The organism is Pseudonocardia sp. TMWB2A (assembly GCF_017312135.1).
In genome coordinates this window covers 4,653,410-4,675,111 of the sequence record NZ_QKQY01000002.1, presented here as the reverse complement: position 1 = coordinate 4,675,111, position 21,702 = coordinate 4,653,410, and the positions used below count along the sequence as shown (strand labels likewise).

The 21,702-nt window shown below is 75.1% G+C and carries 20 protein-coding genes; 13 read left to right on the top strand and 7 right to left on the bottom strand.

Annotated features, from left to right (window positions below):
* Window positions 1-17: 17 nt before the first annotated feature.
* Window positions 18-668, bottom strand: coding sequence for an HAD hydrolase-like protein (locus DMP17_RS36440; RefSeq protein ID WP_226366259.1), 651 nt, complete (start codon window positions 666-668; stop codon window positions 18-20).
* Between the two features lie 74 nt (window positions 669-742).
* On the opposite strand from DMP17_RS36440, the gene DMP17_RS36435 reads away from it, so the two are divergent.
* From DMP17_RS36435 to DMP17_RS36410, 6 genes are all read left to right on the top strand, one after another.
* Entirely contained in the window at window positions 743-1,894 is a 1,152-nt protein-coding gene (locus DMP17_RS36435; RefSeq protein WP_226366258.1) for a lyase family protein, read from the top strand.
* Window positions 1,891-2,694: an IclR family transcriptional regulator domain-containing protein gene (locus DMP17_RS36430; protein ID WP_226357835.1), complete on the top strand. Its 804-nt coding sequence runs from the start codon at window positions 1,891-1,893 to the stop codon at window positions 2,692-2,694. The genes DMP17_RS36435 and DMP17_RS36430 overlap by 4 nt, the downstream gene beginning before the upstream one ends.
* 67 nt (window positions 2,695-2,761) lie before the next feature.
* The gene (locus tag DMP17_RS36425; RefSeq protein WP_226357834.1) at window positions 2,762-3,898 is read left to right on the top strand and encodes an LLM class flavin-dependent oxidoreductase; all 1,137 of its coding nucleotides are present in this window, start codon (window positions 2,762-2,764) and stop codon (window positions 3,896-3,898) included.
* Between the two features lie 16 nt (window positions 3,899-3,914).
* Window positions 3,915-4,976, top strand: coding sequence for a winged helix DNA-binding domain-containing protein (locus tag DMP17_RS36420; protein WP_226357833.1), 1,062 nt, complete (start codon window positions 3,915-3,917; stop codon window positions 4,974-4,976).
* 14 nt (window positions 4,977-4,990) lie between these two features.
* Window positions 4,991-5,857, top strand: a complete 867-nt coding sequence (locus DMP17_RS36415; RefSeq protein ID WP_226366257.1) for a PaaI family thioesterase — start codon at window positions 4,991-4,993, stop codon at window positions 5,855-5,857.
* A gap of 59 nt (window positions 5,858-5,916) precedes the next feature.
* Entirely contained in the window at window positions 5,917-7,302 is a 1,386-nt protein-coding gene (locus tag DMP17_RS36410; protein ID WP_226366256.1) for an FAD-dependent oxidoreductase, read from the top strand.
* Window positions 7,303-7,369: 67 nt separating this feature from the next.
* Here DMP17_RS36410 and DMP17_RS36405 read toward each other — a convergent pair whose 3' ends face one another.
* Window positions 7,370-7,681, bottom strand: a complete 312-nt coding sequence (locus DMP17_RS36405) for a hypothetical protein (RefSeq protein ID WP_062396096.1) — start codon at window positions 7,679-7,681, stop codon at window positions 7,370-7,372.
* 309 nt (window positions 7,682-7,990) lie between these two features.
* Between DMP17_RS36405 and DMP17_RS36400 the strand changes: the two genes are divergently transcribed.
* A complete protein-coding gene (locus DMP17_RS36400; protein WP_226357830.1) occupies window positions 7,991-8,269 on the top strand; it encodes an Lrp/AsnC family transcriptional regulator in 279 nt (92 codons plus the stop codon).
* A gap of 15 nt (window positions 8,270-8,284) precedes the next feature.
* On the opposite strand, the gene trpD is transcribed toward DMP17_RS36400, so the two are convergent.
* Together trpD and DMP17_RS36390 are read right to left on the bottom strand one after the other, a co-directional pair.
* The gene (gene trpD, locus DMP17_RS36395; protein ID WP_337831910.1) at window positions 8,285-9,328 is read right to left on the bottom strand and encodes an anthranilate phosphoribosyltransferase; all 1,044 of its coding nucleotides are present in this window, start codon (window positions 9,326-9,328) and stop codon (window positions 8,285-8,287) included.
* A 23-nt stretch (window positions 9,329-9,351) separates the two neighbouring features.
* Window positions 9,352-9,747, bottom strand: coding sequence for a response regulator (locus DMP17_RS36390; RefSeq protein WP_020625131.1), 396 nt, complete (start codon window positions 9,745-9,747; stop codon window positions 9,352-9,354).
* A 249-nt stretch (window positions 9,748-9,996) separates the two neighbouring features.
* Here DMP17_RS36390 and ctaE point away from each other — a divergent pair, with 249 nt between their 5' ends.
* The 4 genes from ctaE to qcrB all read left to right on the top strand — a co-directional run bounded on the left by ctaE (window position 9,997) and on the right by qcrB (window position 14,384).
* Complete coding sequence (ctaE, locus tag DMP17_RS36385) at window positions 9,997-10,608, top strand: aa3-type cytochrome oxidase subunit III (RefSeq protein ID WP_337831909.1); 612 nt, start codon at window positions 9,997-9,999, stop codon at window positions 10,606-10,608.
* Between the two features lie 64 nt (window positions 10,609-10,672).
* Entirely contained in the window at window positions 10,673-11,539 is an 867-nt protein-coding gene (gene qcrC / locus DMP17_RS36380) for a cytochrome bc1 complex diheme cytochrome c subunit (protein ID WP_337831908.1), read from the top strand.
* Complete coding sequence (qcrA, locus tag DMP17_RS36375; protein ID WP_226357827.1) at window positions 11,536-12,672, top strand: cytochrome bc1 complex Rieske iron-sulfur subunit; 1,137 nt, start codon at window positions 11,536-11,538, stop codon at window positions 12,670-12,672. The genes qcrC and qcrA overlap by 4 nt, the downstream gene beginning before the upstream one ends.
* On the top strand, window positions 12,669-14,384 hold the full coding sequence (gene qcrB / locus DMP17_RS36370; RefSeq protein WP_226357826.1) for a cytochrome bc1 complex cytochrome b subunit: 1,716 nt from the start codon (window positions 12,669-12,671) through the stop codon (window positions 14,382-14,384). The genes qcrA and qcrB overlap by 4 nt, the downstream gene beginning before the upstream one ends.
* Before the next feature lie 84 nt (window positions 14,385-14,468).
* On the opposite strand, the gene DMP17_RS36365 is transcribed toward qcrB, so the two are convergent.
* On the bottom strand, window positions 14,469-16,214 hold the full coding sequence (locus DMP17_RS36365) for a DEDD exonuclease domain-containing protein (RefSeq protein ID WP_337831907.1): 1,746 nt from the start codon (window positions 16,212-16,214) through the stop codon (window positions 14,469-14,471).
* A gap of 149 nt (window positions 16,215-16,363) precedes the next feature.
* Between DMP17_RS36365 and DMP17_RS36360 the strand changes: the two genes are divergently transcribed.
* Window positions 16,364-17,920 carry an NYN domain-containing protein gene (locus DMP17_RS36360; RefSeq protein ID WP_337831906.1) on the top strand — a complete coding sequence of 519 codons (1,557 nt, stop codon included), beginning with the start codon at window positions 16,364-16,366 and terminating at the stop codon, window positions 17,918-17,920.
* A gap of 4 nt (window positions 17,921-17,924) precedes the next feature.
* Here DMP17_RS36360 and DMP17_RS36355 read toward each other — a convergent pair whose 3' ends face one another.
* Window positions 17,925-18,257 carry a hypothetical protein gene (locus tag DMP17_RS36355; protein WP_226357823.1) on the bottom strand — a complete coding sequence of 111 codons (333 nt, stop codon included), beginning with the start codon at window positions 18,255-18,257 and terminating at the stop codon, window positions 17,925-17,927.
* A gap of 385 nt (window positions 18,258-18,642) precedes the next feature.
* On the opposite strand from DMP17_RS36355, the gene DMP17_RS36350 reads away from it, so the two are divergent.
* Window positions 18,643-19,785 carry a glycosyltransferase family 4 protein gene (locus DMP17_RS36350; protein ID WP_337831905.1) on the top strand — a complete coding sequence of 381 codons (1,143 nt, stop codon included), beginning with the start codon at window positions 18,643-18,645 and terminating at the stop codon, window positions 19,783-19,785.
* A 28-nt stretch (window positions 19,786-19,813) separates the two neighbouring features.
* On the opposite strand, the gene DMP17_RS36345 is transcribed toward DMP17_RS36350, so the two are convergent.
* Window positions 19,814-21,658 carry an AMP-dependent synthetase/ligase gene (locus DMP17_RS36345; RefSeq protein ID WP_337831904.1) on the bottom strand — a complete coding sequence of 615 codons (1,845 nt, stop codon included), beginning with the start codon at window positions 21,656-21,658 and terminating at the stop codon, window positions 19,814-19,816.
* Window positions 21,659-21,702: the final 44 nt, after the last annotated feature.

Here is a 21,702-nt window from a genome sequence, read left to right as displayed (position 1 = left end):
CACCCGGACGTCGCAGCTCAGTGGCCGAGCAGTGCCGCCCGCAGCTCGTCGGCGGAGGCGTACACCGTCGTGGCGCCCGCGGCCTCCAGCTCGCCCGGCTCGGCGTAGCCCCAGCCCGCCCCGACGCAGCGGAGGCCGTGCTCGGCGGCGCCCTCGACGTCGTGCAGCCGGTCGCCGACCATCAGCGGCTCGTCCGCACCCGAGGGCGACCCGAGCCGGCGCAGCGCCTCGGCGACGACGGCGCCCTTGGTCGGCCGGTCCGCGGCGCGGGTGTCGCCGACGATCTCGGTGAACAGGTCGGTCCAGCCGTGGTGGGCGAGGATCTTGCGCGCCGAGGTCTCGCCCTTGCTGGTGGCCAGGGCCATCGTCACGCCGGCCGCGGACAGGGCACGCAGCAGGTCCGGGACGCCGGGGTAGGGCGTGCAGTCCAGGCAGCCGTCCTCGTCGCCGTAGAAGCGCCGGTACACCGGCAGCACGGCGGCGGTGCCCTCGTCGCCGAGGATCGGGGGCAGGCTGCGGTAGAGCGGCGGGCCGAGCAGGTGCGTGCCGAGCGCGGACTCGGGGACGTCCAGGCCCACCTCGTCGATCGCGCGGCGCATCGAGCCGAGGATGCCGGGGGCGGAGTCGACGAGGGTGCCGTCGAGGTCGAGCAGGATGTGGGTCAGCACGTCGGGTCATTCTGCCTCCCGGGTGACCCGGCCGTCCCTTCTCCCCGACGGTCGCAGGTCGTACGCTTGTACGCATGGCGAACACACTGCTCGGGCCGCTGTCCGGCACCGACCGGGTCGACGGCCTGCTCGACGACGGCGCGTGGATCGCCGCCCTGCTGGAGGTCGAGCTGGCGCTGTCGGCGGTCGCCGCCGAGCAGGGCGCGGTCACCGAGCACGACGCCGACGCGGTGGAACGCGCCGTCGCCGCCGTCGCGGGCGTCGACCCGCACGCGCTGGCCGCCGAGTCGGTCGAGGGCGGCAACCCGGTGATCCCGCTGGTCAAGCGGCTCAAGGCGGCCGCGGCGCGGATCCAGCCCGGTGCCGAGCGGGCGGTGCATCCGGGCGCCACCAGCCAGGACGTCATGGACACCGCGCTGATGCTGCTCACCCGCCGGGCCGGGCACCGCGTCGTCGCCGACCTCACCGCCTGCGCCGACGCCGCGGCCGCGCTCGCCGCCACCCACCGCGACACCCCGTGCGCCGCCCGCACCCTCGGCCAGCAGGCGCTGCCCACCACCTTCGGCCTGGTCGCCGGCACCTGGTGCACCGGGCTGGACCGGGCCCGCACCGGCCTCGACCGGGTGCTCACCGCGCTGCCGGTCTCCTACGGCGGCGCCGCGGGCACCCTCGCGGCCGTCCACCCGCACGGCCCGGCCGTCGCCGACGCGCTGGCCGCGCGGCTCGGGCTCGCCCCGCAGGGCGTGCCGTGGCACACCGAACGCAGCCGCATCGGCGAGCTCGCCGGGGCGCTCGGCGTCGCCGCCGGGGCCTGCGCCAAACCCGCGGGCGACGTCGTGCTGCTGTCCGCCACCGAGCTCGGCGAGGTGTCGGAGTCCGCGCCGGGGGACTCGTCGTCGATGCCGCACAAGCGCAACCCGGCCGCGGCCGTCACCGCCCGTGGCGCCGCGAAGCGCGCCCCCGGCCTGGTCGCGACGCTGCTCGCCGGCGCCGAGCAGGAGTTTCAGCGTGCCGCCGGGGCCTGGCACGCGGAGTGGGAGACGCTCGTCGCGCTGCTGCGGGTCACCGCGGGCGCCGCGGCCCGGCTGCGGGTGAGCCTGGAGGGGCTGCAGGTGCACCCCGAGGCGATGGCCCGCAACCTCGACCTCGCCGCGGGCGCCCAGGGCCACGGCACCGGGCACGCCGCCGACCTGGTCGACACCGTCCTCGCCGGACGGCCGGCGTGAGCACCCCGGAGGACGTGGGCGCCCCGCGCACCGAGCAGGTCCGCTCGCTGGCCCGCGGGCTGGCCGTCATCCGGTCCTTCGACGCGCAGCGCCCGCAGCAGACCCTCGCCGACGTCGCCCGTGCCACCGGGCTCACCCGCGCCGCGGCCCGCCGGTTCCTGCTCACCCTGGCCGAGGAGGGCTACGTCCGCACCGACGGCAGGCTGTTCACCCTCACCCCGCGGGTGCTGGAGCTCGGCTGGTCCTACCTGTCCGCGATGGGCCTGCCCGAGATCGCGGCCCCGCACCTGGAGCGCCTGGTCGCCACGGTGCGCGAGTCCGCGTCGGTGTCGGTCCTCGACGGCGACCCGCACACCGGCTACGACGTCGTCTACGTCGCCCGCGTCCCCACCTCGCGGATCATGACCGTCACCATCACCATCGGGACCCGCTTCCCGGCCTGGGCGACGTCGATGGGCCGCGTCCTGCTCGCCGCGCTCCCGCCCGCCACCCTCGACTCCTACCTCGGCGCGCTGGAGCCGGCGGCGCTGACCGCGCACACCGTCTCGACCCCGGAGCAGCTGCGCACCGAGCTGGACCGGGTCCGCACCGACGGGCACTGCGTCGTCGACCAGGAGCTGGAGGCCGGGCTGCGCTCGGTCGCGGTGCCCGTCCACGACCGAGCCGGGCGGGTCGTCGCGGCCGCGAACGTCTCCACCCACGCCTCCCGCAACGACGCCGACGGCCTGCGCGCCGACATCCTGCCCGAGCTGCGCGCCTGCGCCGCCGCGATCGAGGCGGACCTGCGCGCCGCCGGGTAGCCGGGAACAGACCGCGCCCGCGGCGGGTTGGCCCTCCCAGGAGCTGATCTCGAGCGACGGAGGCACGGTGAGCGGACGTCTGCACCTGGCGGTCGAACTCGGAGCGGCGGGGCGCCACCCCGGCGCGTGGCGGCTCGGCGGCGCCGACCCGGCCCGGCTGTTCACCGCCCCGTACCACCTGGACCTGGTCCGCACCGCGGCGCGCGGCGGCCTCGACCTCGTCGCGCTGCCCGACTCGCTGCGGCCGCCCGGTGCCGACCCGGCCGCACTGCCCGGCACCCTCGACGCCGTCGCCGTCGCCGCGCGGGTCGCGCCCGCCGTCCCCGGTATCGGGGTCGTGCCGACGGTGACGGTCACCCACACCGAGCCGTTCCACCTGTCCAAGGCCGTCGCCACACTGGACTTCGTGTCCACCGGGCGGGCCGGCTGGCAGCCCGACGTGTCGCGCACGCAGGCCGAGGCCGACCTGTTCGGCCGTGCGCGCGCCGACCGCGACGCGGCCTCCCTCTGGCGGGAGGCCGGCGAGGCCATCGAGGTCGCCGCCCGGCTGTGGGACTCCTGGGAGGACGACGCCGAGATCCGCGACGCCGCCACCGGACGCTTCGTCGACCGCGACCGGCTCCACCACATCGACTTCACCGGCGAGTTCTTCTCCGTGACCGGTCCGTCGATCACACCGCGCCCGCCGCAGGGGCAGCCCCTGACCGTGCTGCGCGGCGACGAGACCGAGGCGCTGGCGACCGTCGGCCGCTACGCCGACGTCGTCCGGGTCGCGGCCGACACGGTCGCCGGAGCCGCCGAGGCCCGGGACCGGGTCCGTGCCGCCGTCGCCGACGCCGGGCGCGACCCCGAGCAGGTCACCGTGCTGCTCGACGTCGAGACCCTGCTGGGCGACGACGCCGCCGCGCGGCTGCGCGAGCTCGACGCACTCGCCCCCGCCGACGCCGACCCCGCCCCGGCGACGCTGCGCCACGTCGGCGACCCGGCCGCGCTCGCGGCCCTGCTGCGCGACGCCGCCGAGGAGCGCGCCGCCGACGGGTTCGTGCTGGTCCCGCTGGCGCTGCCGTCCGGGGTGGACGAGATCGTCGACGGCCTGCTGCCCGCACTCGGCGACGCCTGGACGCCCGCCCCCTACGACGGCACCCTGCGCGACCGCTTCGGGCTCGCCCGCCCCGCGGACCGGTACACCCGGACGGCGGGCTGACCGGCACACTCGCCGGGTGCGCGTCCTCACCGCCGACGACCGGCTGCGGGCCCTGCTCGCCCGCCAGCTCCTCACCGGGCGCGCCGCCCTGAGGGTGCCGCGCGCCCTGGAACGCATCGGCGGGCTGCAGACCCAGCACGCCCCGTCGGGCTACCTCGGGCTGTGGTCGCGGCTGACCGGCTTCGAGCGGGCCACGCTGACCGCGATGCTGCACGACGGACGCGTCGTACAGGCCTGGGCGATGCGCTCGACCATCCACATGCTCAGCCGCCGCGACCACCCGGTGTTCACCGCCGCCGTCCGCGCCGAGCAGCGCGCGGACTGGCTGCGGCTGCTCCGCGACGTCACCGACGCCGACATGACCGCCGCCGCACGCGTCGTCGGCGGGCTGCTGGCCGACGGGCCGCGCCGGCACGCCGAGATCACCGCCGCACTCGCCGACGCGGGCCTGCCCGCGGGTGTCTTCCCCGGCGTGCAGCACTGGGTCGGGCTCGTGCGGGTCCCGCCCGCCGGTACCTGGGCGACCCCGCGCGCCCACGTCCACGGCCTCGCCGCGCCCGGCCCGGAGCCCGATCCCGCCGCGGCACGGGCCACGCTGGCCCGCCGCTACCTGCGGGCCTTCGGGCCCGCGTCCGCGCCGGACGTCGCGCGGTTCGCCGGCTGGCCGGTCGGCGTCGCCCGTGCCGCCCTGGCGGGACAGGACCTGCGCCCGTTCGCCGCCGAGGACGGCACCGCGCTGCTCGACGTGCCGCGCGCCCCGCTGCCCGGGCCCGGCACCCCGCTGCCGGTGCGCTTCCTCGGCCCCTACGACGCGGTGCTGCTGCTCGGGCACGCCGCGGCCACCGGGATCGTGCCCGCCGAGCACCGCCATCACGTGTTCGCCACGACCCGGCCCCGCTCGGCGCCGGTGTTCCTGCTGCACGGCCGGGTCGCCGGCACCTGGGAGCACCGCGACGGCCGCGTCGTCACCACCCCGTTCACCCCGCTCGACGCCGCCGACCGGCGCGCCGTCGACGACGAGGCCGAGCTGCTCACCGCCTGGTACCGGGACCCGGGGCCGGGAGCGCCCCCGGCGTGACGCACGATGGGATCATGACCGGCACGACGCAGCCGCAGCCGACCAGGCCCGGACCGGGCACCCGGGAGCGGCTGCGGCGCGCGCCGGTCGAGTCCGGTCTCGGGATGGCCCCCGACCCGTCGTCGACGCCGGAGCGCGTGGTGGTGCGCGCCCCGCTGCACGACGGTGTCCGCACCGCCGACGGCCGGGTCCTCCCGGTCCTCCCGGCGCTGCTGGCCGACGCGGGCCTCGGCTACCTCGTGTTCTCCACCGCGCGGCTCACCGCCGGCGCGCCCACCGTCGACCTGCGCCTGGACGTGGCCGGGGTGCCCGCACCGGACGCGCGGTGGCTGCGCGCCGAGCTGACGCTGCTGCACCTCGACGACGAGGTCGGCGTCGGCCGGGCCGAGATGCGCGACGACACCGGGGTCGCCGTCGCGCACGTCGTCGCCACCTTCGCGCTGACCGGTGCCCCCGCGGGCCCCGGCGGGCTCGCGACCGCGCCCGCGACGGGGACCACCACCGCCGCCGGCACCGACGTCCGGGCCGCGCTGCCGCCGTTCGACGCCACCCGGCTGCGGCCGGAGCACCTCGAGCGCGACGCCGACGGCGACGTCGTGTTCACCCCCGGCCCGTCGACGACGAACCTCAACGGCACCACCCACGGCGCGGTCCTGTCCGGGCTCGCCGCCGCGGCCCAGTCCGCGCACCCCGGCGCCGCGGACGCCCGGCCGCTGTCGACGACGGTGGAGTTCCTGCGCCCGGTGCAGGTCACCGACCGGCTGCGGGCCCGCACCGTCGCGATCCGCGACGGCCGCCGCTTCCGCACCCTGGGCACGGAGCTGCTGCTGCCCGACGGGCGGACCGCGGTGCGCGCCGTCGGCACCGCGCTGCGCCGATGATCGCCCGGACGGGTCATCGCTGTTAGCGTCGTCACCGTCCCCGGCTCGGAGGTGCGCACGTGTCGACCCCGCAGGTCCCCGCCCCACGACCCCACCGGATCGCCGTCATCGGGTCCGGACCGTCCGGCCTGTACACGGCCGAGGCGCTGCTGGCGGGTGACCCGTCGGTGCACGTCGACGTGATCGACCGGCTGCCCGCGCCCTACGGTCTGGTCCGCTACGGCGTCGCCCCCGACCACGTGAAGATGAAGTCGGTCATCCGGGCCCTGGTGAAGACCTTCGACGACAGCGACCGCGTCCGGTTCCTCGGCAACGTCCACGTCGGCCCCGGCGGCATCCCGGGGGAGGCGCTGCGGGAGCACTACCACGCCGTCGTGCACGCGACGGGCAGCGCGGTCGACCGCGACCTCGGCGTCCCGGGGGAGGACCTCGCGGGCTCGGTCGGGTCCGGCGCGTTCGTGTCCTGGTACTGCGGGCACCCCGACGCGGTCGGTCCCGGCCCGCTGCTCGACCGCCCCGGCGTGGTCGTGGTCGGCGCGGGGAACGTCGCCGTCGACGTCGCGCGGGTCCTGGCTCGCCCCGCCGACGACCTCGCCGCCACCGACGCGCACGACGCGGTGCTCGACGCGCTGCGGGAGAGCGCGGTCACCGACGTGCACGTACTGGTCCGGCGCGACCCGCTGCACGTGAAGTTCACCCCCGCCGAGCTGCGCGGTCTCGGCGGCCTCGACGACGTCGACGTCGTGGTGCACGACGACGGCCTGCTCGCCGCGGGCGTCGCCGAGCCGGAGGAACGCCGGATGCGCCAGAACATCGAGATGCTCACCGAGTGGGCCGGCCGTTCCTCCACCGGCGCGCCCCGGCGGATCCACCTGCGGTTCCTGCGGTCCCCGGTCCGGCTCGTCGACGACGGCACCGGCCGGGTCGGCGCCGTCGAGATCGAACGCAACGCCCTCGGCGACGACGGCCGGGTGCGTGGCACGGGGGAGCGGGAGACCCTGGAGGCGGGCCTGGTCGTGCGGGCCATCGGCTACGCGGGCGAGCCCATCGAGGGGTTGCCGTTCGACGCGGCCACCGGCACCGTCCCGCACGAGGCGGGACGGGTGCTGCTCGGCGGGGAGCCGGTGCGCGGCAGCTACGTGGCCGGGTGGATCAAGCGGGGCCCGACCGGGGTGATCGGCACCAACAAGGGCGACGGCGCGCAGACCGCGGAGTCGGTGCTGGCCGACCTGCCGGCCCTGGCGACGCCGCCGCGGCCGGGTGGCGACGCCGTCGTGGAGCGGATGCGCTCCTACGGCGTCGACCCCGTGCTGTGGGAGGACTGGCTGCGTCTCGACGCCGCCGAGCTCGCACTGGGGGAGCGGCGCGGCGGCACCGACCGGGTCAAGATCGCCGACCGGGCGGAGATGCTCGACGCGGCCCGCAGCCGCAGCTCACGGTCGTAGCGGGGCCGCGTCGCGCGGCTGCCGTACGACCGCCGTGCGGCTCAGTGCAGGTCGACCGCCGTGCGGCTCAGTACGGGTCGACCGCCATGACGCAGGACATCGCGCCCATGCCGCGGGAGAAGTCGTCGGCCTCGTCGGGGGTCATCGACATGGTGCAGGTGACCGAGCTGTAGGCGACGCCCTCACGGACGTCGACGCAGAACTCGCGCAGCGTGCGGCCGCAGCTCTGCAGCGCCGAGGCGATCTGCATGACCCCGGCCATCCCGTCGCCGGTGACGACGGTGTGCCGGCGGGGCATCCGGGACGCGATGTCCGCGGCGCCACCGGAACCGGTGGGGAAGGAGAAGGTGGTGGTGGGACGGTCGGCGGTGATGCTCATGATGATGTGGCTCCATGCGTTGCGCGAGAGAGAAGCGGGAACGCGAGCCAGGTCTCGTAGATCCTCACCGCGGTGTGCGGGAGGGAAGCGCCGGGATTGCGGCGCGGGCGCGTCGGCGGCCTGGATCAGCCGACGCGCAGTGCTACTACCGCGAGAAGTCGTGCGGGCAGGGCTGCGGCCGGAGCAAGGGTGTGCTCGACGGTGCGCATGACGATCACAGTAGCAACCGGATGCGGCCTGCGCCACAGGGGATGCCCCCACTAGCCTCATCGGTGTCCGCCACGCCCTGACCCGAGGGGGAGCCCCACCGTGATCACCGCGATCGTCCTGGTGCACACCGCCGCCGACCGGATCCCCGAGACCGCGCAGGCCATCGCGGACCTCGACGGCGTGTCGGAGGTCTACTCCTGCGCCGGTGACGTGGACCTGATCGCGATCGTCAAGGTGCGCGAGCACGAGCAACTCGCCGACGTGATCGCCAGCAGGCTCAGCAAGATCGACGGCGTCGTCGGGACCGACACCCACATCGCGTTCCGGTCCTACTCCAGGGCCGACACCGACGCCGCGTTCGCCATCGGGCTCGACTGAGCCCGGCCCCGCGGGTCAGGCCGACGCGAGCTCGGTCGAGAGCGCGGCCCAGCGGGTCAGCAGGTCCGCGGCCGCACCGGAGTCCACCGCCTCGGCGACGGCGTCGAGCGCCGCCCCGACCGACGCGGTGAGGTCCGGGCCGACCCCGCGGTGCGCGGCGAGCGCCCCGGCGGCGTTGAGGAGCACGGCGTCGCGCACCGGACCGGTCTTGCCGGCCACCAGGTCGCGGACGACGGCGGCGTTGACCTGCCGGGTGCCGCCGCGCAGGTCCTCGGCGGTGGCCACGCCGACTCCGAGGTCGGCCGGGTCGAGCCGCTCCTCGCGGACGGCGCCGCCGTCGCTGATCCAGACGGTGCTGCGCCCGGTGGTGGTCAGCTCGTCGAGCCCGTCGTCGCCGCGCACCACCAGTACCGACTTGCCGCGCCGGGCGAAGACCTCGGCCATCGTCGCGGCGTGCCGGGGGTCGGCGCAGCCGATCAGGCCGGTCTCCGGCTGGGCCGGGTTGGACAGCGGCCCGAGCAGGTTCATCGCGGTCGGGACGCCGAGCTCGCGACGGACCCCGCCGGCGTAGCGCATGGCGGGGTGGAAGGACTGGGCGAAGCAGAACGCGATCCCCAGCTCCGCGGCGCACCGCTCGACCGCGGACGGGGTCAGCTCGATCGCGACACCCAGCTCCTCCAGCACGTCGGCCGTCCCGCACTGCGACGACGCCGCGCGCCCGCCGTGCTTGACCACCGGCGCACCCGCCGCGGCGACGACCATCGCCGCCATCGTGGAGATGTTCACCGTGTGCGCCTGGTCCCCGCCGGTGCCGACGACGTCGACCGAGCGGCCGGGCACGTGCACCCGCAGCGCGTGGGCGAGCATCGCGTCGGCCATGCCCGAGATCTCCGCGGGCGTCTCGCCCTTCGCGCGCAGCGCCACGAGGAACCCGGCGAGCTGCGCCGGGGTCGCCTCGCCGGCGAAGACCTGACCCATCGCCCAGGTCGCCTCGTCGGCGGTGACGTCCTCGCCGCGCATCAGGCGGCCGATCACGGAGGGCCAGGTGGGTGCGCTCACGACGTGAGGTGTCCTCTGTCTCGCTACTGCTGCTGGGTCAGGGTGCCGGGCCGGTGGTCGCGCAGGACCTGCGCGACGACCTCGGCCGCCTCGATCGGGTCGAGCGGGTGCACGAGCACGGCGTCCGCCTCCGACCAGGTGGCGAGCCAGCGGTCGTCCCGGCGGCGGACGGTCAGCACGATCGGGGGGCAGTCGACGATCTCGTGACGCAGCTGCTTGGCCACGCCCATACCGCCGGTCGGCTGCGCCTCGCCGTCGAGGACCAGCAGGTCGGCCTCGCCGGCGTCGCAGGCCGCGAGGACCTCGGCGATGCCGGCCGCCTCCACCCAGCGCACCCGGCCCACGTCCGGCGCGGGCCGCCGCCCGACCGCCTCGATGATGCTCTCGCGGACCTCGGGACGGTGGCTGTAGACCAGCACCGTGCTGGTCCCCGTCACCGATCCGGCCGCGCTGCCGATCTCTGCCGCTCGTCCGCTCACGCCGGGGATACTAGGGGAACCCTCCGTCGCCCCCGAACGTTGTCGTGTCGGCGGTCCGGGACGGGGCCGTCCGGCGGCCGTTCGGTCGCCCCGACCAGGCGAAGAGTTCGGTGATCATGGGGTCCGTTCGCCGATCGTGATGTGGCGAGGGGTATCCCGACAAGCCGTAGAAGTTCGGCTCGGGTCATAATGCCCGACGTGACGACAGCGGCACCCAACATCAGCGCGCGGATCCATTCGCTGAACCGCCCCAACCTGGTCAGCATCGGCACCATCGTCTGGCTCTCCAGCGAGCTGATGTTCTTCGCCGGGCTGTTCGCGATGTACTTCACCGCGCGGGCGCAGAACGACGGCCCCTGGCCGCCGCCGCCCACCGAGCTCGACGTCCCCTACGCGCTCGCGATCACGATCGTGCTCGTGGCGTCCTCGTTCACCTGCCAGTTCGGCGTGTTCGCCGCCGAGCGTGGTGACGTGTTCGGCCTGCGTCGCTGGTACGCCCTGACGCTGGCGATGGGGACGTTCTTCGTGCTCGGCCAGGCCTTCGAGTACTACACCCTGGTCACCTCGCACGAGACGACGATCGCGTCGAGCGCCTACGGGTCGGTCTTCTACCTGGCGACCGGCTTCCACGGGCTGCACGTGGTCGGCGGCCTGCTCGCGTTCGTGTACCTGATCATCCGCACGAAGCTCAGCAAGTTCACGCCCGCCCAGGCCACCGCGGCGATCGTGGTGTCGTACTACTGGCACTTCGTCGACGTGGTGTGGATCGGGCTGTTCGCCACGATCTACTTCATCCGCTGACCGATCGCGCCGCCCGTTCCCTGACAGCACCCGCCACGACGTCGAGGTTGGAAGACCCCCAGCGATGACCGAGAACCAGAACCCACCACCGGCCGCACGGCCGGACGAGAAGGCCGGGGGCCGCACCCGTCCGCACGGCAAGTTGAAGCGCCGCATCGCCGGCGCCCTCGCCATCGGGCTGGGCCTGCTGTCCGTCGGTTTCCTCTACGCCGCCTTCGCGCCGCAGCCGCAGGTCGCCCAGGCGCAGCAGGACACCGCGCTGATCGCCAAGGGCGAGCAGCTCTACAACAACACCTGCATCACCTGCCACGGTGCGAACCTGCAGGGCGTCCAGGACCGCGGCCCGAGCCTCATCGGCGTCGGTGACGCGGCGGTCTACTTCCAGGTGTCCTCGGGTCGTATGCCGATGGCGCGCCAGGAGGCCCAGGCGGCCCGCAAGCACCCGCTGCCGATCTTCGACCCGGAGACCCAGGAGGGCCGGGCGAACCTCGAGGCGCTGGGCGCGTTCGTGCAGGCCAACGGCGGCGGGCCGGTCACCCCGGCCGCGACCGGCGAGGCCCTGCGCGGCGACGACCCGGGCCGCGGCGGCGTGCTGTACCGCCTGAACTGCGCCTCGTGCCACAACTTCACCGGTGTCGGCGGCGCGCTGTCGTCCGGCAAGTACGCTCCCGCGCTCGAGCCGGCCAGCGAGGAGCAGATCTACACCGCGATGCAGACCGGTCCGCAGAACATGCCGCGCTTCTCCGACCAGCAGCTCACGCCGCAGGAGAAGCAGGACATCATCGCGTACATCAAGTCGGTGAACCACGCCAACGACCCGGGCGGCTACTCGCTGCTGGGTCTCGGTCCGACGGCCGAGGGTGTCTTCATCTTCGCCGTCGTGATGTCCGGTCTGGTCGGGTTCGCCATCTGGTTGGGGGCGAAGAGTTGAGCAGCGAAGTCAGCACCGGGTCGGACCGTCGTCCGACCAAGGAGGAGCTCGATGCGATGTCGCCCGAGCAGCTGGCCCGTCTGGCCGGCGAGCTCGACGAGGTCGAGGTCGTGCACAACACGCCGGCGTTCCCGATCCCGGGGACCCGCGCGGAGAAGCGTGCCGAGCGTTCGGTCGCGCTGTGGTTCGTCATCTCGGCGATCTCCATGATCGCCTTCGTGGTCGCGTTCATCGCGTGGCCGTGGGAGTACGTCAACGTCGGCGAGCCCGGCCACGCGCTCTACAACCTCTACACCCCGGTCATCGGCTTCACCTTCGGGTTCTCGGTGCTCTCCATCGGCATCGCGGTCATCCAGATGGTGAAGAAGCTGTTCCCGGAGGAGACCTCGGTCCAGCAGCGCCACGACGGCCCGTCCACCGACGTCGACCGCGCCACCTTCCTGGCCCAGGTCGCCGACGCCGGCAAGGGCACCACGATCGGGCGTCGCAAGCTGATCATCCGCAGCGCCGGTCTGGCCGCGGCGGTGGCCGGTATCGGCACCGGTGTCGTCGCGCTCGGCGGCATCATCCGGAACCCGTGGGCCGAGGGCGACGACTCCCCGCTGTGGCACACCGGCTGGCGTCCGGAGAACGGCGAGACGGTGTACCTGCGCACCGACACGGGTATCCTCTCCGAGATCGCCCGAGTGCGACCCGAGGACATGGAGCCGGGTGCGATGATGACCGTCTTCCCGTACCGCGAGAGCGAGCGGGGCAACGAGGAGGAGCTGCTGCACGCGCAGCGCGCCTCGGACGCGCCGGTCATGCTCATCCGTCTCCGCCCCGGGACCGAGGTCACCAAGCGCCCCGGTCAGGAGAACTTCAACTACGGTGACTTCTACGCCTGGTCGAAGGTCTGTACCCACCTCGGGTGCCCGACCTCGCTGTTCCAGGCGCAGGACAACCGCATTCTCTGCCCGTGCCACCAGTCGCAGTTCCTGGCCACGCAGGACGCCGAGCCCGTCTTCGGGCCGGCCGCCCGGCCGTTGCCGCAGCTGCCGATCACGGTGAACGAGGAGGGCTACTTCGTCGCCCGCAGCGACTTCGTGGAGCCCGTCGGACCCGCGTTCTGGGAGAGGCCGAAGACGACATGAGTTCGATCACGACACCGACCACCTCCTCGGGTGGCCTCGCGGCCAAGGGCGGCGCGGCACTCGACCAGGCGGACCAGCGCTACCACGCGGCGGCGGGGCTCCGGAAGCAGTTCAACAAGGTCTTCCCGACCCACTGGTCGTTCATGCTGGGCGAGATCGCCCTGTACAGCTTCATCATCGTGCTGCTGTCGGGCACCTACCTGGCGCTGTTCTTCGACCCCTCCATGCAGGAGGTCGTCTACAACGGGCCGTACGACCCGCTGCGCGGCGTCCACATGTCGCGGGCCTACGAGTCCGCGCTGGAGATCTCGCTCGAGGTCCGCGGCGGCCTGTTCATGCGTCAGCTGCACCACTGGGCGGCGCTGCTCTTCGTCGCGGCGATGATCATCCACATGTTCCGGGTGTTCTTCACCGGTGCGTTCCGCAAGCCGCGTGAGGCCAACTGGACCATCGGGGTCGTGCTGATCCTGCTGGGCACCTTCGCCGGCTTCACCGGCTACTCCCTGCCGGACGACCTGCTCTCGGGCGTCGGGCTGCGGATCGCCTCGGGCATCACGCTGACCGTGCCGATCATGGGCACCTGGGTGCACTGGGCGCTGTTCGGCGGCGAGTTCCCCGGGACCGAGATCATCCCGCGGCTCTACATCATCCACGTGCTGATCCTGCCCGGCATCATCCTCGCGCTGATCGCCGTGCACCTCGGCCTGGTCTGGTACCAGAAGCACACCCAGTTCCCCGGCCCCGGCCGGACCGAGAACAACGTCGTCGGTGTGCGGATCATGCCGCAGTTCGCGGCGAAGGGCGGCGCGTTCTTCTTCGTCGTCGCCGGTGTGCTGACGCTGATCTCGGGCCTGTTCCAGATGAACCCCATCTGGCACCTCGGCCCGTACGACGCCTCGCACATCTCCGCCGGGTCGCAGCCGGACTTCTACATGCTGTGGTCGGAGGGCATGGGCCGGATCTTCCCGCCGTGGGAGTTCTACCTGTTCGGGACGTACACGATCCCGGCGGCGTTCATCCCCACCGCGGGCTTCCTGCCGGTGCTGTTCGTGCTGGCCGGGGCCTACCCGGCCATCGAACGGCGCTTCACCGGGGACGACGCGTTGCACAACCTGCTGCAGCGTCCGCGCGACGTCCCGGTCCGGACCGCGCTCGGCGCCATGGCGATCTCGTTCTACCTGTGGCTCGTGATGTGCGGGTTCAACGACTGGATCTCGTACTTCTTCCACATCTCGCTGAACGCGACCACGTGGGCCGGCCGCATCGGTCTGCTCGTCGTGCCGCCGATCGTGTACTGGGTGGCCTACCGCTGGTGCATCGGTCTGCAGCGGTCGGACCGCGCGGTGCTGGAGCACGGCATCGAGACGGGCATCATCAAGCGGCTGCCGCACGGTGAGTTCATCGAGGTGCACCAGCCGCTGGGCGGCGTCGACTCGCACGGCCACGCCATCCCGCTGGAGTACCAGGGCGCCTCGGTGCCCAAGCGGATGAACCAGCTCGGCCTGGCGGGTGAGCCGGTCTCCGGTTCGCTGCTCACGCCGGACCCGGCCGAGGAGTCCCGCGCGCTGGCCGTGGCCCGCCACGAGGCCCACGAGCGGGAGCTCGAGGAGTCCCGCCGGCGTCACGAGGCGCGGGCGGAGCTCGAGTCCCGCAGCGGTGAGCTCGCGGGCCGCCCGGACGACGGTGGTCGTCCGCAGCAGCCGCGCGACTGAGCACGGCCCGGGCCCCGGCCCGGAAGCACTCCACGGCGGCCCCGCCGGAGACACGGTCTCCGGCGGGGCCGCCGTCGTACGTCCTCAGACCCCGGCGGGCTCGTCGGGGGACCGGTCACCGGTGCGGTGCGACGCCTCCCGGGCCCGGTCGGCCCACTCCCGCCAGGCACCCCCGCCCCGTGCCGGCTCCGCCCACGGCGGGTCGCAGTACACCAGCCGGGTCCCGCCGGTGGTGAGCCAGCGGTGCAGGATCCGGACCTCCTCCGACGGGGCCCCGCGCAGCGGCCCGTCGCCGGGCAGGACCGTCTGCGCTCCGGTCCGCAGCGCCTCGACGACCGGCATCGGCCGCACCCCGCGCGGGGCGTTGCCCGCCGCGGCGAGCCGTCCGTGGCGCAGGACGGCGAGCTCCCAGCCGCCCCGCCCGTCGGGCCGGGCACCGACCAGCTCGTCGATCCCCGCGAGCGCGGCCAGGGTGCCGCCCCGGTCGACCCCGGCGGCCAGCGTGGCCAGCCGGTCCCGGGCCCGTGCGGCCGCCTCGTAGCGCCCGCCGGCGGACCGGTCGTCGACCTCGGCGGCCAGCACCCGCAGCGGGCCGTCGTCCCGCCCCGCGACGAGGTCGCCCCAGGCGTGCACGGCCGGCGCGTAGTCCTCGGCGGGCTGCAGCCCGGCGCACGGGGCGGCGCAGCGGCCCAGCTCGAGCAGCGCGCACGGCGTCGCCGACGGGTTCCGGGCCGGGATGCGGATCGTGCACCGGCGCAGCGGCAGCGCGTCGAGTGCCGCGTCGAGCACGTCGGTCGCGGCCCGCTGCGACCCGAACGGGCCCAGGGCACCCGCCCGCGGGGTGGCGACGACCGACAGCCGCGGGAACGCCTCCGCCGTCGGCACCACCCAGTAGGCCCGGCCGGGGTTGCGGGAGCGCCGGTTGTACGGCGGGCGGTGCGCGGCGATGAGCGCCAGCTCGCGCACCGAGGCCTCCAGGGCGTGCGCGCAGACCACCGTGTCGACCTTCTCGGCGCGGGCGAGCATGTCGCGGACCCGTCGGCGCTTCTCCCCGGCCGTGAAGTACGACCGCACCCGCCGGTGCAGGTCGCCGCTGGTGCCGACGTAGAGCACCTGGCCGTCGCCGCCGCGGAACAGGTACACCCCGGGCTCGGAGGGCACGTCGTTAGCCAGGTGCCTGCGGCGGCGCTGGGTGGTGGTGGGCCGGTGCGGCGCCCGGTCACGGACGAGCTGCAGCAGCTCCTCCAGGCTCTGCACGCCCAGGTTCCCGATCCGCTCCAGCAGGTGGTGCAGCACCTCGACGGTCGCCCGGGCGTCGGTCAGTGCCCGGTGGTCCGGGGTGGTGGCACAGCCGAAGTGCCGGGCCAGCGTGCCCAGCTTCACGCTGGGGCACTCGGCGTGCGGGAGCACGGCCCGGGCGAGCCGGGCGGTGCACAGGACCGGCGGGCCGGGCCAGGGGCGCTCGAGGCGCTCGCAGGCGGCCTTGAGGAACCCCGTGTCGAACGGGGCGTTGTGCGCCACCAGCACCGAGCCGCGGAGCATGTCGAGCACCGAGGGCAGGACCGCGCCCAGCGGTGGCGCGTCGTGCAGCATCGCGTTCGTGATGCCGGTCAGCCGGGTGATGTCGGCCGGGACCCGCACGCCCGGGTCGACGAGGGTGCCGAGCTCGGAGATCCGGCTGCCGCCGCGCACCGCGACGGCGCCGACCTCGGTGATGGCGTCGGTCCGGTGGCTGCCGCCGGTGGTCTCCAGGTCCACCACGCAGAAGGTGACGTCGCGCAGCGGCGTGCCCAGCTCGTCGAAGGTGAGCTGCGGGGAGCAGAAGGTCACGCCCCGCACCGTAGCCGTGGGGTCCGACAGTATGTTCGAACACCCGGCCCGGGACCGGGGGAGCGGGGCGCCGACACCGATCGGGGACGTCCCGGGTGCGGACGGCCACGCCGACGGCGATCCGGGTCGGGCGGGGATAACCTGGACCGATGGCGCACGACGACACGGAGCGACCGGAGCCCACGTGCTCCGGGGCCTCGTCGTGCGCCGCCAACCCGGCCGCGGGCGACTGGCCGGAGCTGCCCGCCCCGCTGCGGGCCCGGCTCGCCGAGATCGCGGGTACCGCGCTGGGCGGGCTGCCGGCCGGGGACGTCCCCGCCCCGCTGCGCCGCTTCGCCCGGTTCACCCCCGCCAAGCGGGCCCGTCTCGGCGGGCAGGTGCTGGTGGCCCGGCTGCAGCAGGACGCGGCGTTCCGGGCGGCCGTGGTGGCCTGGTGGGCCGAGAACCGGCCCGGTGAGCTGGAGCTGCCCGAGCCCTCCTCGGCAGGACCCGCCGGCGACCCGCCCGTGCCCCCGGGCGGACCCGGTGCACCCACCGGGGACACCGGAGCCGCGGAGGGGACCGGCCCGTCCGGCCGTCCCGCGGCGCAGCGCGCGGCCGGATCACCGGTGGACGGGACGATCCCCGCCGCGGAGGCCGGGTCCGTCGCGGATCCGCTGCCCGCACCGGTCGACAAGCTCGACGCGGCCGCGGTCGCGCTGCTCACCGCCGATCCGCTCGCGCACCGGCGGGTCGCCGAGGTGGGGCAGACCGCGGACCTGGCGAACCTGCGCGCCGAGCGCGACGAGGCCCTGGCCAAGGCCGACAAGCTCACCGCCGAGCTCGAACGGGCCCGGGCCGAGCTGGTCGAGGAACGGGAACGCGCACGGGCGCTCGTCGGGGAGCGGGAGACCGAGTACCAGCAGATGCGCCGCCGGGTCAGCGACCAGGGCGCCCGGCTGCGTGCCGCACTCGACGCCCGCACCGAGCTGGAGGAGGAGGTCGCGCGGCTGCGCGGCGGCGTCGACGAGGAGCTCGCCCGCTCCCGCGCCGAGACCGCCGCCGAGCGCGAGCGCGCCGACCGGGAACGCCGCCGGGCCGACGCCGCGGCCGGTCAGGTCGCCGCCGCCCGCCAGGCCGCCCGCGAGGCCCGTCGCGGCGACGAGGTGCGCCTGGAGCTGCTGCTCGACACCGTCAGCGGCGCGATCTCGGGCCTGCGCCGCGAGCTCGACGTCGGCGCGGGCGGACCGCGGCCGGCGGACCTCGTCGCGGGCACGGGCGACCGCGGGACCGGCGCGCGCGTCGCGGCCCCCGTCGACGGGCTGGCCGCGCTGGACGCGCTGCTGACCGTGCCGTCGGTGCACCTCATCGTCGACGGCTACAACGTCAGCAAGACCGGCTACCCGGACCTGCCGCTGGCCGACCAGCGCTCCCGGCTGGTGGCCCAGCTCGGCGCGCTGGGTGCCCGCACGGGGGCCGAGATCACCGTGGTGTTCGACGGTGCCGCCGTGATCGCCGCGCCGGTGCGCGGCAGCCGCGGGGTGCGGGTGCTGTTCAGCGACGCCGGGGTGATCGCCGACGACGTCGTCCGCGACCTCGTCGCCGCCGAGCCGGCGGGCCGGCCGCTGCTGGTCGCGACGTCGGACCAGGAGATCGTGCGCTCGGTGCGCCGCCGGGGCGCGCACACCGTGGCGTCCGCGGTGCTGCTGCGCCGCCTCGGCGGCTGAGCGCTCACCCCACGTCACGGTGCCGGGGCCCGTGCCCGGCCGGCGGGACCACCGGCATCGGCAGCGCCGTACGTCCGGCCCGGCCGGGCGCCGGTGCGCCCGGCTCGACCAGGCGCAGGTGCGGGATGAGGCCGCCCTCGGCCAGCACCTGCAGCGCCCGGCGCTCCGGCTCGGCGAACTCCACCGGGGCGACGGTCGTGGCCACCGTGCCGGCCGGCAGGTCGACGGGAAGGTAGGGGATCGGCCGGTCGTCCTCCGGGACCTCCAGCAGCACCCCGATGACGCAGGCACCGCACGCGGCACCGCGGACCTCGCAGCGATCGCAGTCGACGATCATGGCTCCTCCTTCGTCGGACCCGAGGTGGTCGAGCACCGCGGACGCTAGGGGAGGGGTCCGACAGAATGGCCGCGCCGGAGAAAATCCGGGCCGGGGCCGTCACCGCGGGCCGCCGCGCTCGTTCACCTGAACAGCACGACATCCTCACCAGCTGTGCCGTCGAGCGACCACCACCACTCGTACGGAGCAGCGCCACCCCGGCGGGCGACCGTTCCGGTCACGCAACGGTGAGGACGCGGAACTCGTCCGCTCCCCGGAGTGTCGGACGGCGGCCCGCATCCCCGACGCGCAGCGCGCGTGCGGAGCCGCCGTCCCGACCCCCGCCGCCCGGCCCGCCGGTGACCACCGGGGGCCGGCGCCCCGCCGGGGACTAGCGTCGCCGACCGTGGCGCGCACGCTGCTGGTGACCAACGACTTCCCGCCCCGGCCCGGCGGCATCCAGTCCTACCTGTCCGACCTCGCCCGCGCGCTCCCGCCGGACTCGCTCGCGGTCCACGCGCCCGCCTGGCGCGGCGCCGCCGACCACGACGCCACGCTGCCGTTCCCGGTGCACCGGCACCGGTCGTCGCTGATGCTGCCGGTCCCCGAGGTCGCCCGGCGCGCCGCGGAGCTGGCCCGCGAGCACGACGCCGGGACCGTCTGGTTCGGCGCGGCCGCGCCGCTGGGGCTGCTCGGCCCGTACCTGCGCCGCCGGGCCGGGGTGGAGCGGGTCGTCGCCACCACGCACGGCCACGAGGTCGGCTGGTCGATGCTGCCCGGCGCGCGCCGGGCGCTGCACCGGATCGGCCGGGACGCCGACGTCGTCACCACGGTCTCGCGCTGGACCCGCGGCCGGCTCGCCGGCGCGCTCGGCCCGGACGCGGCGCTGGAGGTCCTGCCGCCCCCGGTGGACACCGTCCGCTTCGCACCCGACCCGGCCGCCCGCGCCGCGGTCCGGGCCCGGTACCGGCTCGGCGACGCACCGGTCGTGACGTGCGTGTCCCGGCTGGTGCCGCGCAAGGGCCAAGACGTGCTGGTCGCGGCGCTGCCGCGGATCCGCCGCCGGGTGCCGGGCGCCCGGCTGCTGCTCGTCGGCGGCGGGCCCTACCGGGACCGGCTGCGCACACTGGCGGCACGCGCCGGGGTGACCGACGCCGTGGTGCTCACCGGCGGGGTCCCGGCCGCCGAGCTCGCCGCGCACCACGCCGCCGGGGACGTGTTCGCCCTGCCGTGCCGCACCCACCTGGGCGGGCTCGACGTCGAGGGGCTGGGGATCGCGCTGCTGGAGGCCGCGGCGTCGGGACTGCCCGTCGTCGCGGGGGACTCCGGCGGGGCGCCGGAGACCGTCGAGGAAGGCGTGACCGGCCACGTCGTGCCGGGACGCGACGTCGCCGCCGTCGCCGACCGGGTCGCGGACCTGCTCGCCGACCCCGCCCGGGCGACGGCGATGGGCCGCGCCGGGCGGGCCCGCGTCCGGCGGATCTGGGGCGGGCCGTCGTCGGCGGCGCGCCTGCACGGCTTCCTGACCGGCGACGACGGGCCGCGCTGAGCGCACGACCCGTCGTCGCCGGCGGGGGTCAGCCCTTGTCGGCGGTGGTGCCCGCGTAGAGCGCCTCGATCTCGCCGGAGTAGGACTCCACGACGACCTTGCGCTTGACCTTCATCGTCGGCGTCAGCTCGCCGCCGGCCTCGCTGAAGTCGTGCGGCAGGATCGTGAACTTGCGGATCTGCTCGGCTCGCGAGACGGCCTGGTTGGCGTCCTCGACCGCGGCCGCGATCTCGCCGCGCAGCTCCGGGTCGTCGACGAGGTCGGCGGCCGAGCTGCCGTCGCCCGCGGGCTTGCCGTTGCGCTCGCGCCAGCCCGGCAGGGCGTCCGGGTCGATGGTGACCAGCGCGGAGATGAACGGCTTCTGGTCGCCGATCACGATGCACTGCCCGACCAGCGGGTGCGCCCGCAGCCGGTCCTCGAGCACGGCCGGGGCGACGTTCTTGCCGCCGGCGGTGACGATGATCTCCTTCTTGCGGCCGGTGATGGTGAGGAAGCCGGCGTCGTCGAGCTCGCCGATGTCGCCGGAGTGGAACCAGCCGTCGGACTCCATGGCCTCCTTCGAGGCCTCCTCGTTCTTCCAGTAGCCGCGGAAGACGATGTCGCCGCGCAGCATGATCTCGCCGTCGGAGGCGATCCGGACCGCGCAGCCGGGGACCGGGCGCCCCACCGAGCCGACGCGCTGGCCGTCGACGGTGTTCAGGGTGATGCCCGCGGAGGTCTCGGTCAGGCCGTAGCCCTCCAGCACGGGCAGCCCGATGCCGCGGAAGAAGTGCCCGAGCCGGCCCCCGAGCGGCGCCGAGCCGGACACCGCGGCCTTGACCCGGCCGCCGACGGCGGCGCGCAGCTTGCCGTAGACGAGCTTGTCGAACAGCGCGTGCCGGGCCTTGAGCAGCAGGCCGGGCCCGCCCGCGTCGAGCGCCTCGGAGTAGGCGATCGCGGTGTCGGCGGCCGCGTCGAAGATCTTGCCCTTGCCGTCGTTGTGCGCCTTGAGCCGCGCGCCGTTGTAGACCTTCTCGAACACCCGCGGCACCGCGAGCAGGAAGGTCGGCCGGAAGTCCGCCAGGTCGGGCAGCAGGGTCTTCACGTCGGGGGAGTGGCCGACGATCGTGCGGGTGGACAGGCAGCCGCACTGGATGGCCTTGCCGAACACGTGCGCGAGCGGCAGGAACAGCAGCACCGAGTCCCCGGCCTCGAACAGGTGCGGGATCGTCGCGGCGATCGTGCGGATCTCGGCGATCAGGTTGCGGTGGGTCAGCTCGCAGCCCTTGGGGCGGCCGGTGGTGCCCGAGGTGTAGATCAGGGTGCACAGGTCGTCGGCGCGCACCCCGCCGCGGCGCTCGTGCACCACGTCGTCGGGGGTGTCCGCGCCGAGGCCGCGCAGCTGCTCGACCGCCGAGGGGGCGTCCGGGGCCGACGCGGCCGGCTCGATCTGCCAGACGGTGCGCAGCTCGGGCAGGTCCCCGCGGACCTTCTCCACCGACGCGGCGTGCTCGGCGGTCTCCACGACGATCCCGACGGCGCCGGAGTCGGACACGATCCAGGAGATCTGGTCCGGCGACGACGTCTCGTAGATCGGCACGGTGACCCCGCCCGCGGCGAGGATCGCGTAGTCGAACAGGGTCCACTCGTACCGGGTCCGCGACAGCAGCGCGACCCGGTCCCCGGCCTGCACGCCCGCGGCGACCAGCCCGGCGGCGATCCGGGTGACCTGCTCGCCGAACTCGGCCGCGGTCACCTCCGACCAGCTCCCGTCCGCGCCCTTGCGGCGGTAGAGCACGTCCGACGGGTGCTGCGCGGCGTTGTCGAACACGGCGTCCGAGAGCGATTCCTCGTCTCCCACGGACACCGCGGCGGGAACGCTGTACTCACGCACGGGGATCGACCTCCTGGCGGCCTCGACAGGCTGAACACGGTCGC

Excerpts from the sequence above, each read along its gene's own strand:
- DMP17_RS36355 (WP_226357823.1), bottom strand. The coding sequence starts at position 18,257 with ATGATCGTCGACTGCGATCGCTGCGAGGTCCGCGGTGCCGCGTGCGGT.
- qcrC (WP_337831908.1), top strand. The coding sequence starts at position 10,673 with ATGACCGAGAACCAGAACCCACCACCGGCCGCACGGCCGGACGAGAAG.
- DMP17_RS36405 (WP_062396096.1), bottom strand. The coding sequence starts at position 7,681 with ATGAGCATCACCGCCGACCGTCCCACCACCACCTTCTCCTTCCCCACC.
- DMP17_RS36415 (WP_226366257.1), top strand. The coding sequence starts at position 4,991 with ATGACCGGCACGACGCAGCCGCAGCCGACCAGGCCCGGACCGGGCACC.
- DMP17_RS36435 (WP_226366258.1), top strand. The coding sequence starts at position 743 with ATGGCGAACACACTGCTCGGGCCGCTGTCCGGCACCGACCGGGTCGAC.
- qcrB (WP_226357826.1), top strand. The coding sequence starts at position 12,669 with ATGAGTTCGATCACGACACCGACCACCTCCTCGGGTGGCCTCGCGGCC.
- DMP17_RS36360 (WP_337831906.1), top strand. The coding sequence starts at position 16,364 with ATGGCGCACGACGACACGGAGCGACCGGAGCCCACGTGCTCCGGGGCC.
- ctaE (WP_337831909.1), top strand. The coding sequence starts at position 9,997 with ATGCCCGACGTGACGACAGCGGCACCCAACATCAGCGCGCGGATCCAT.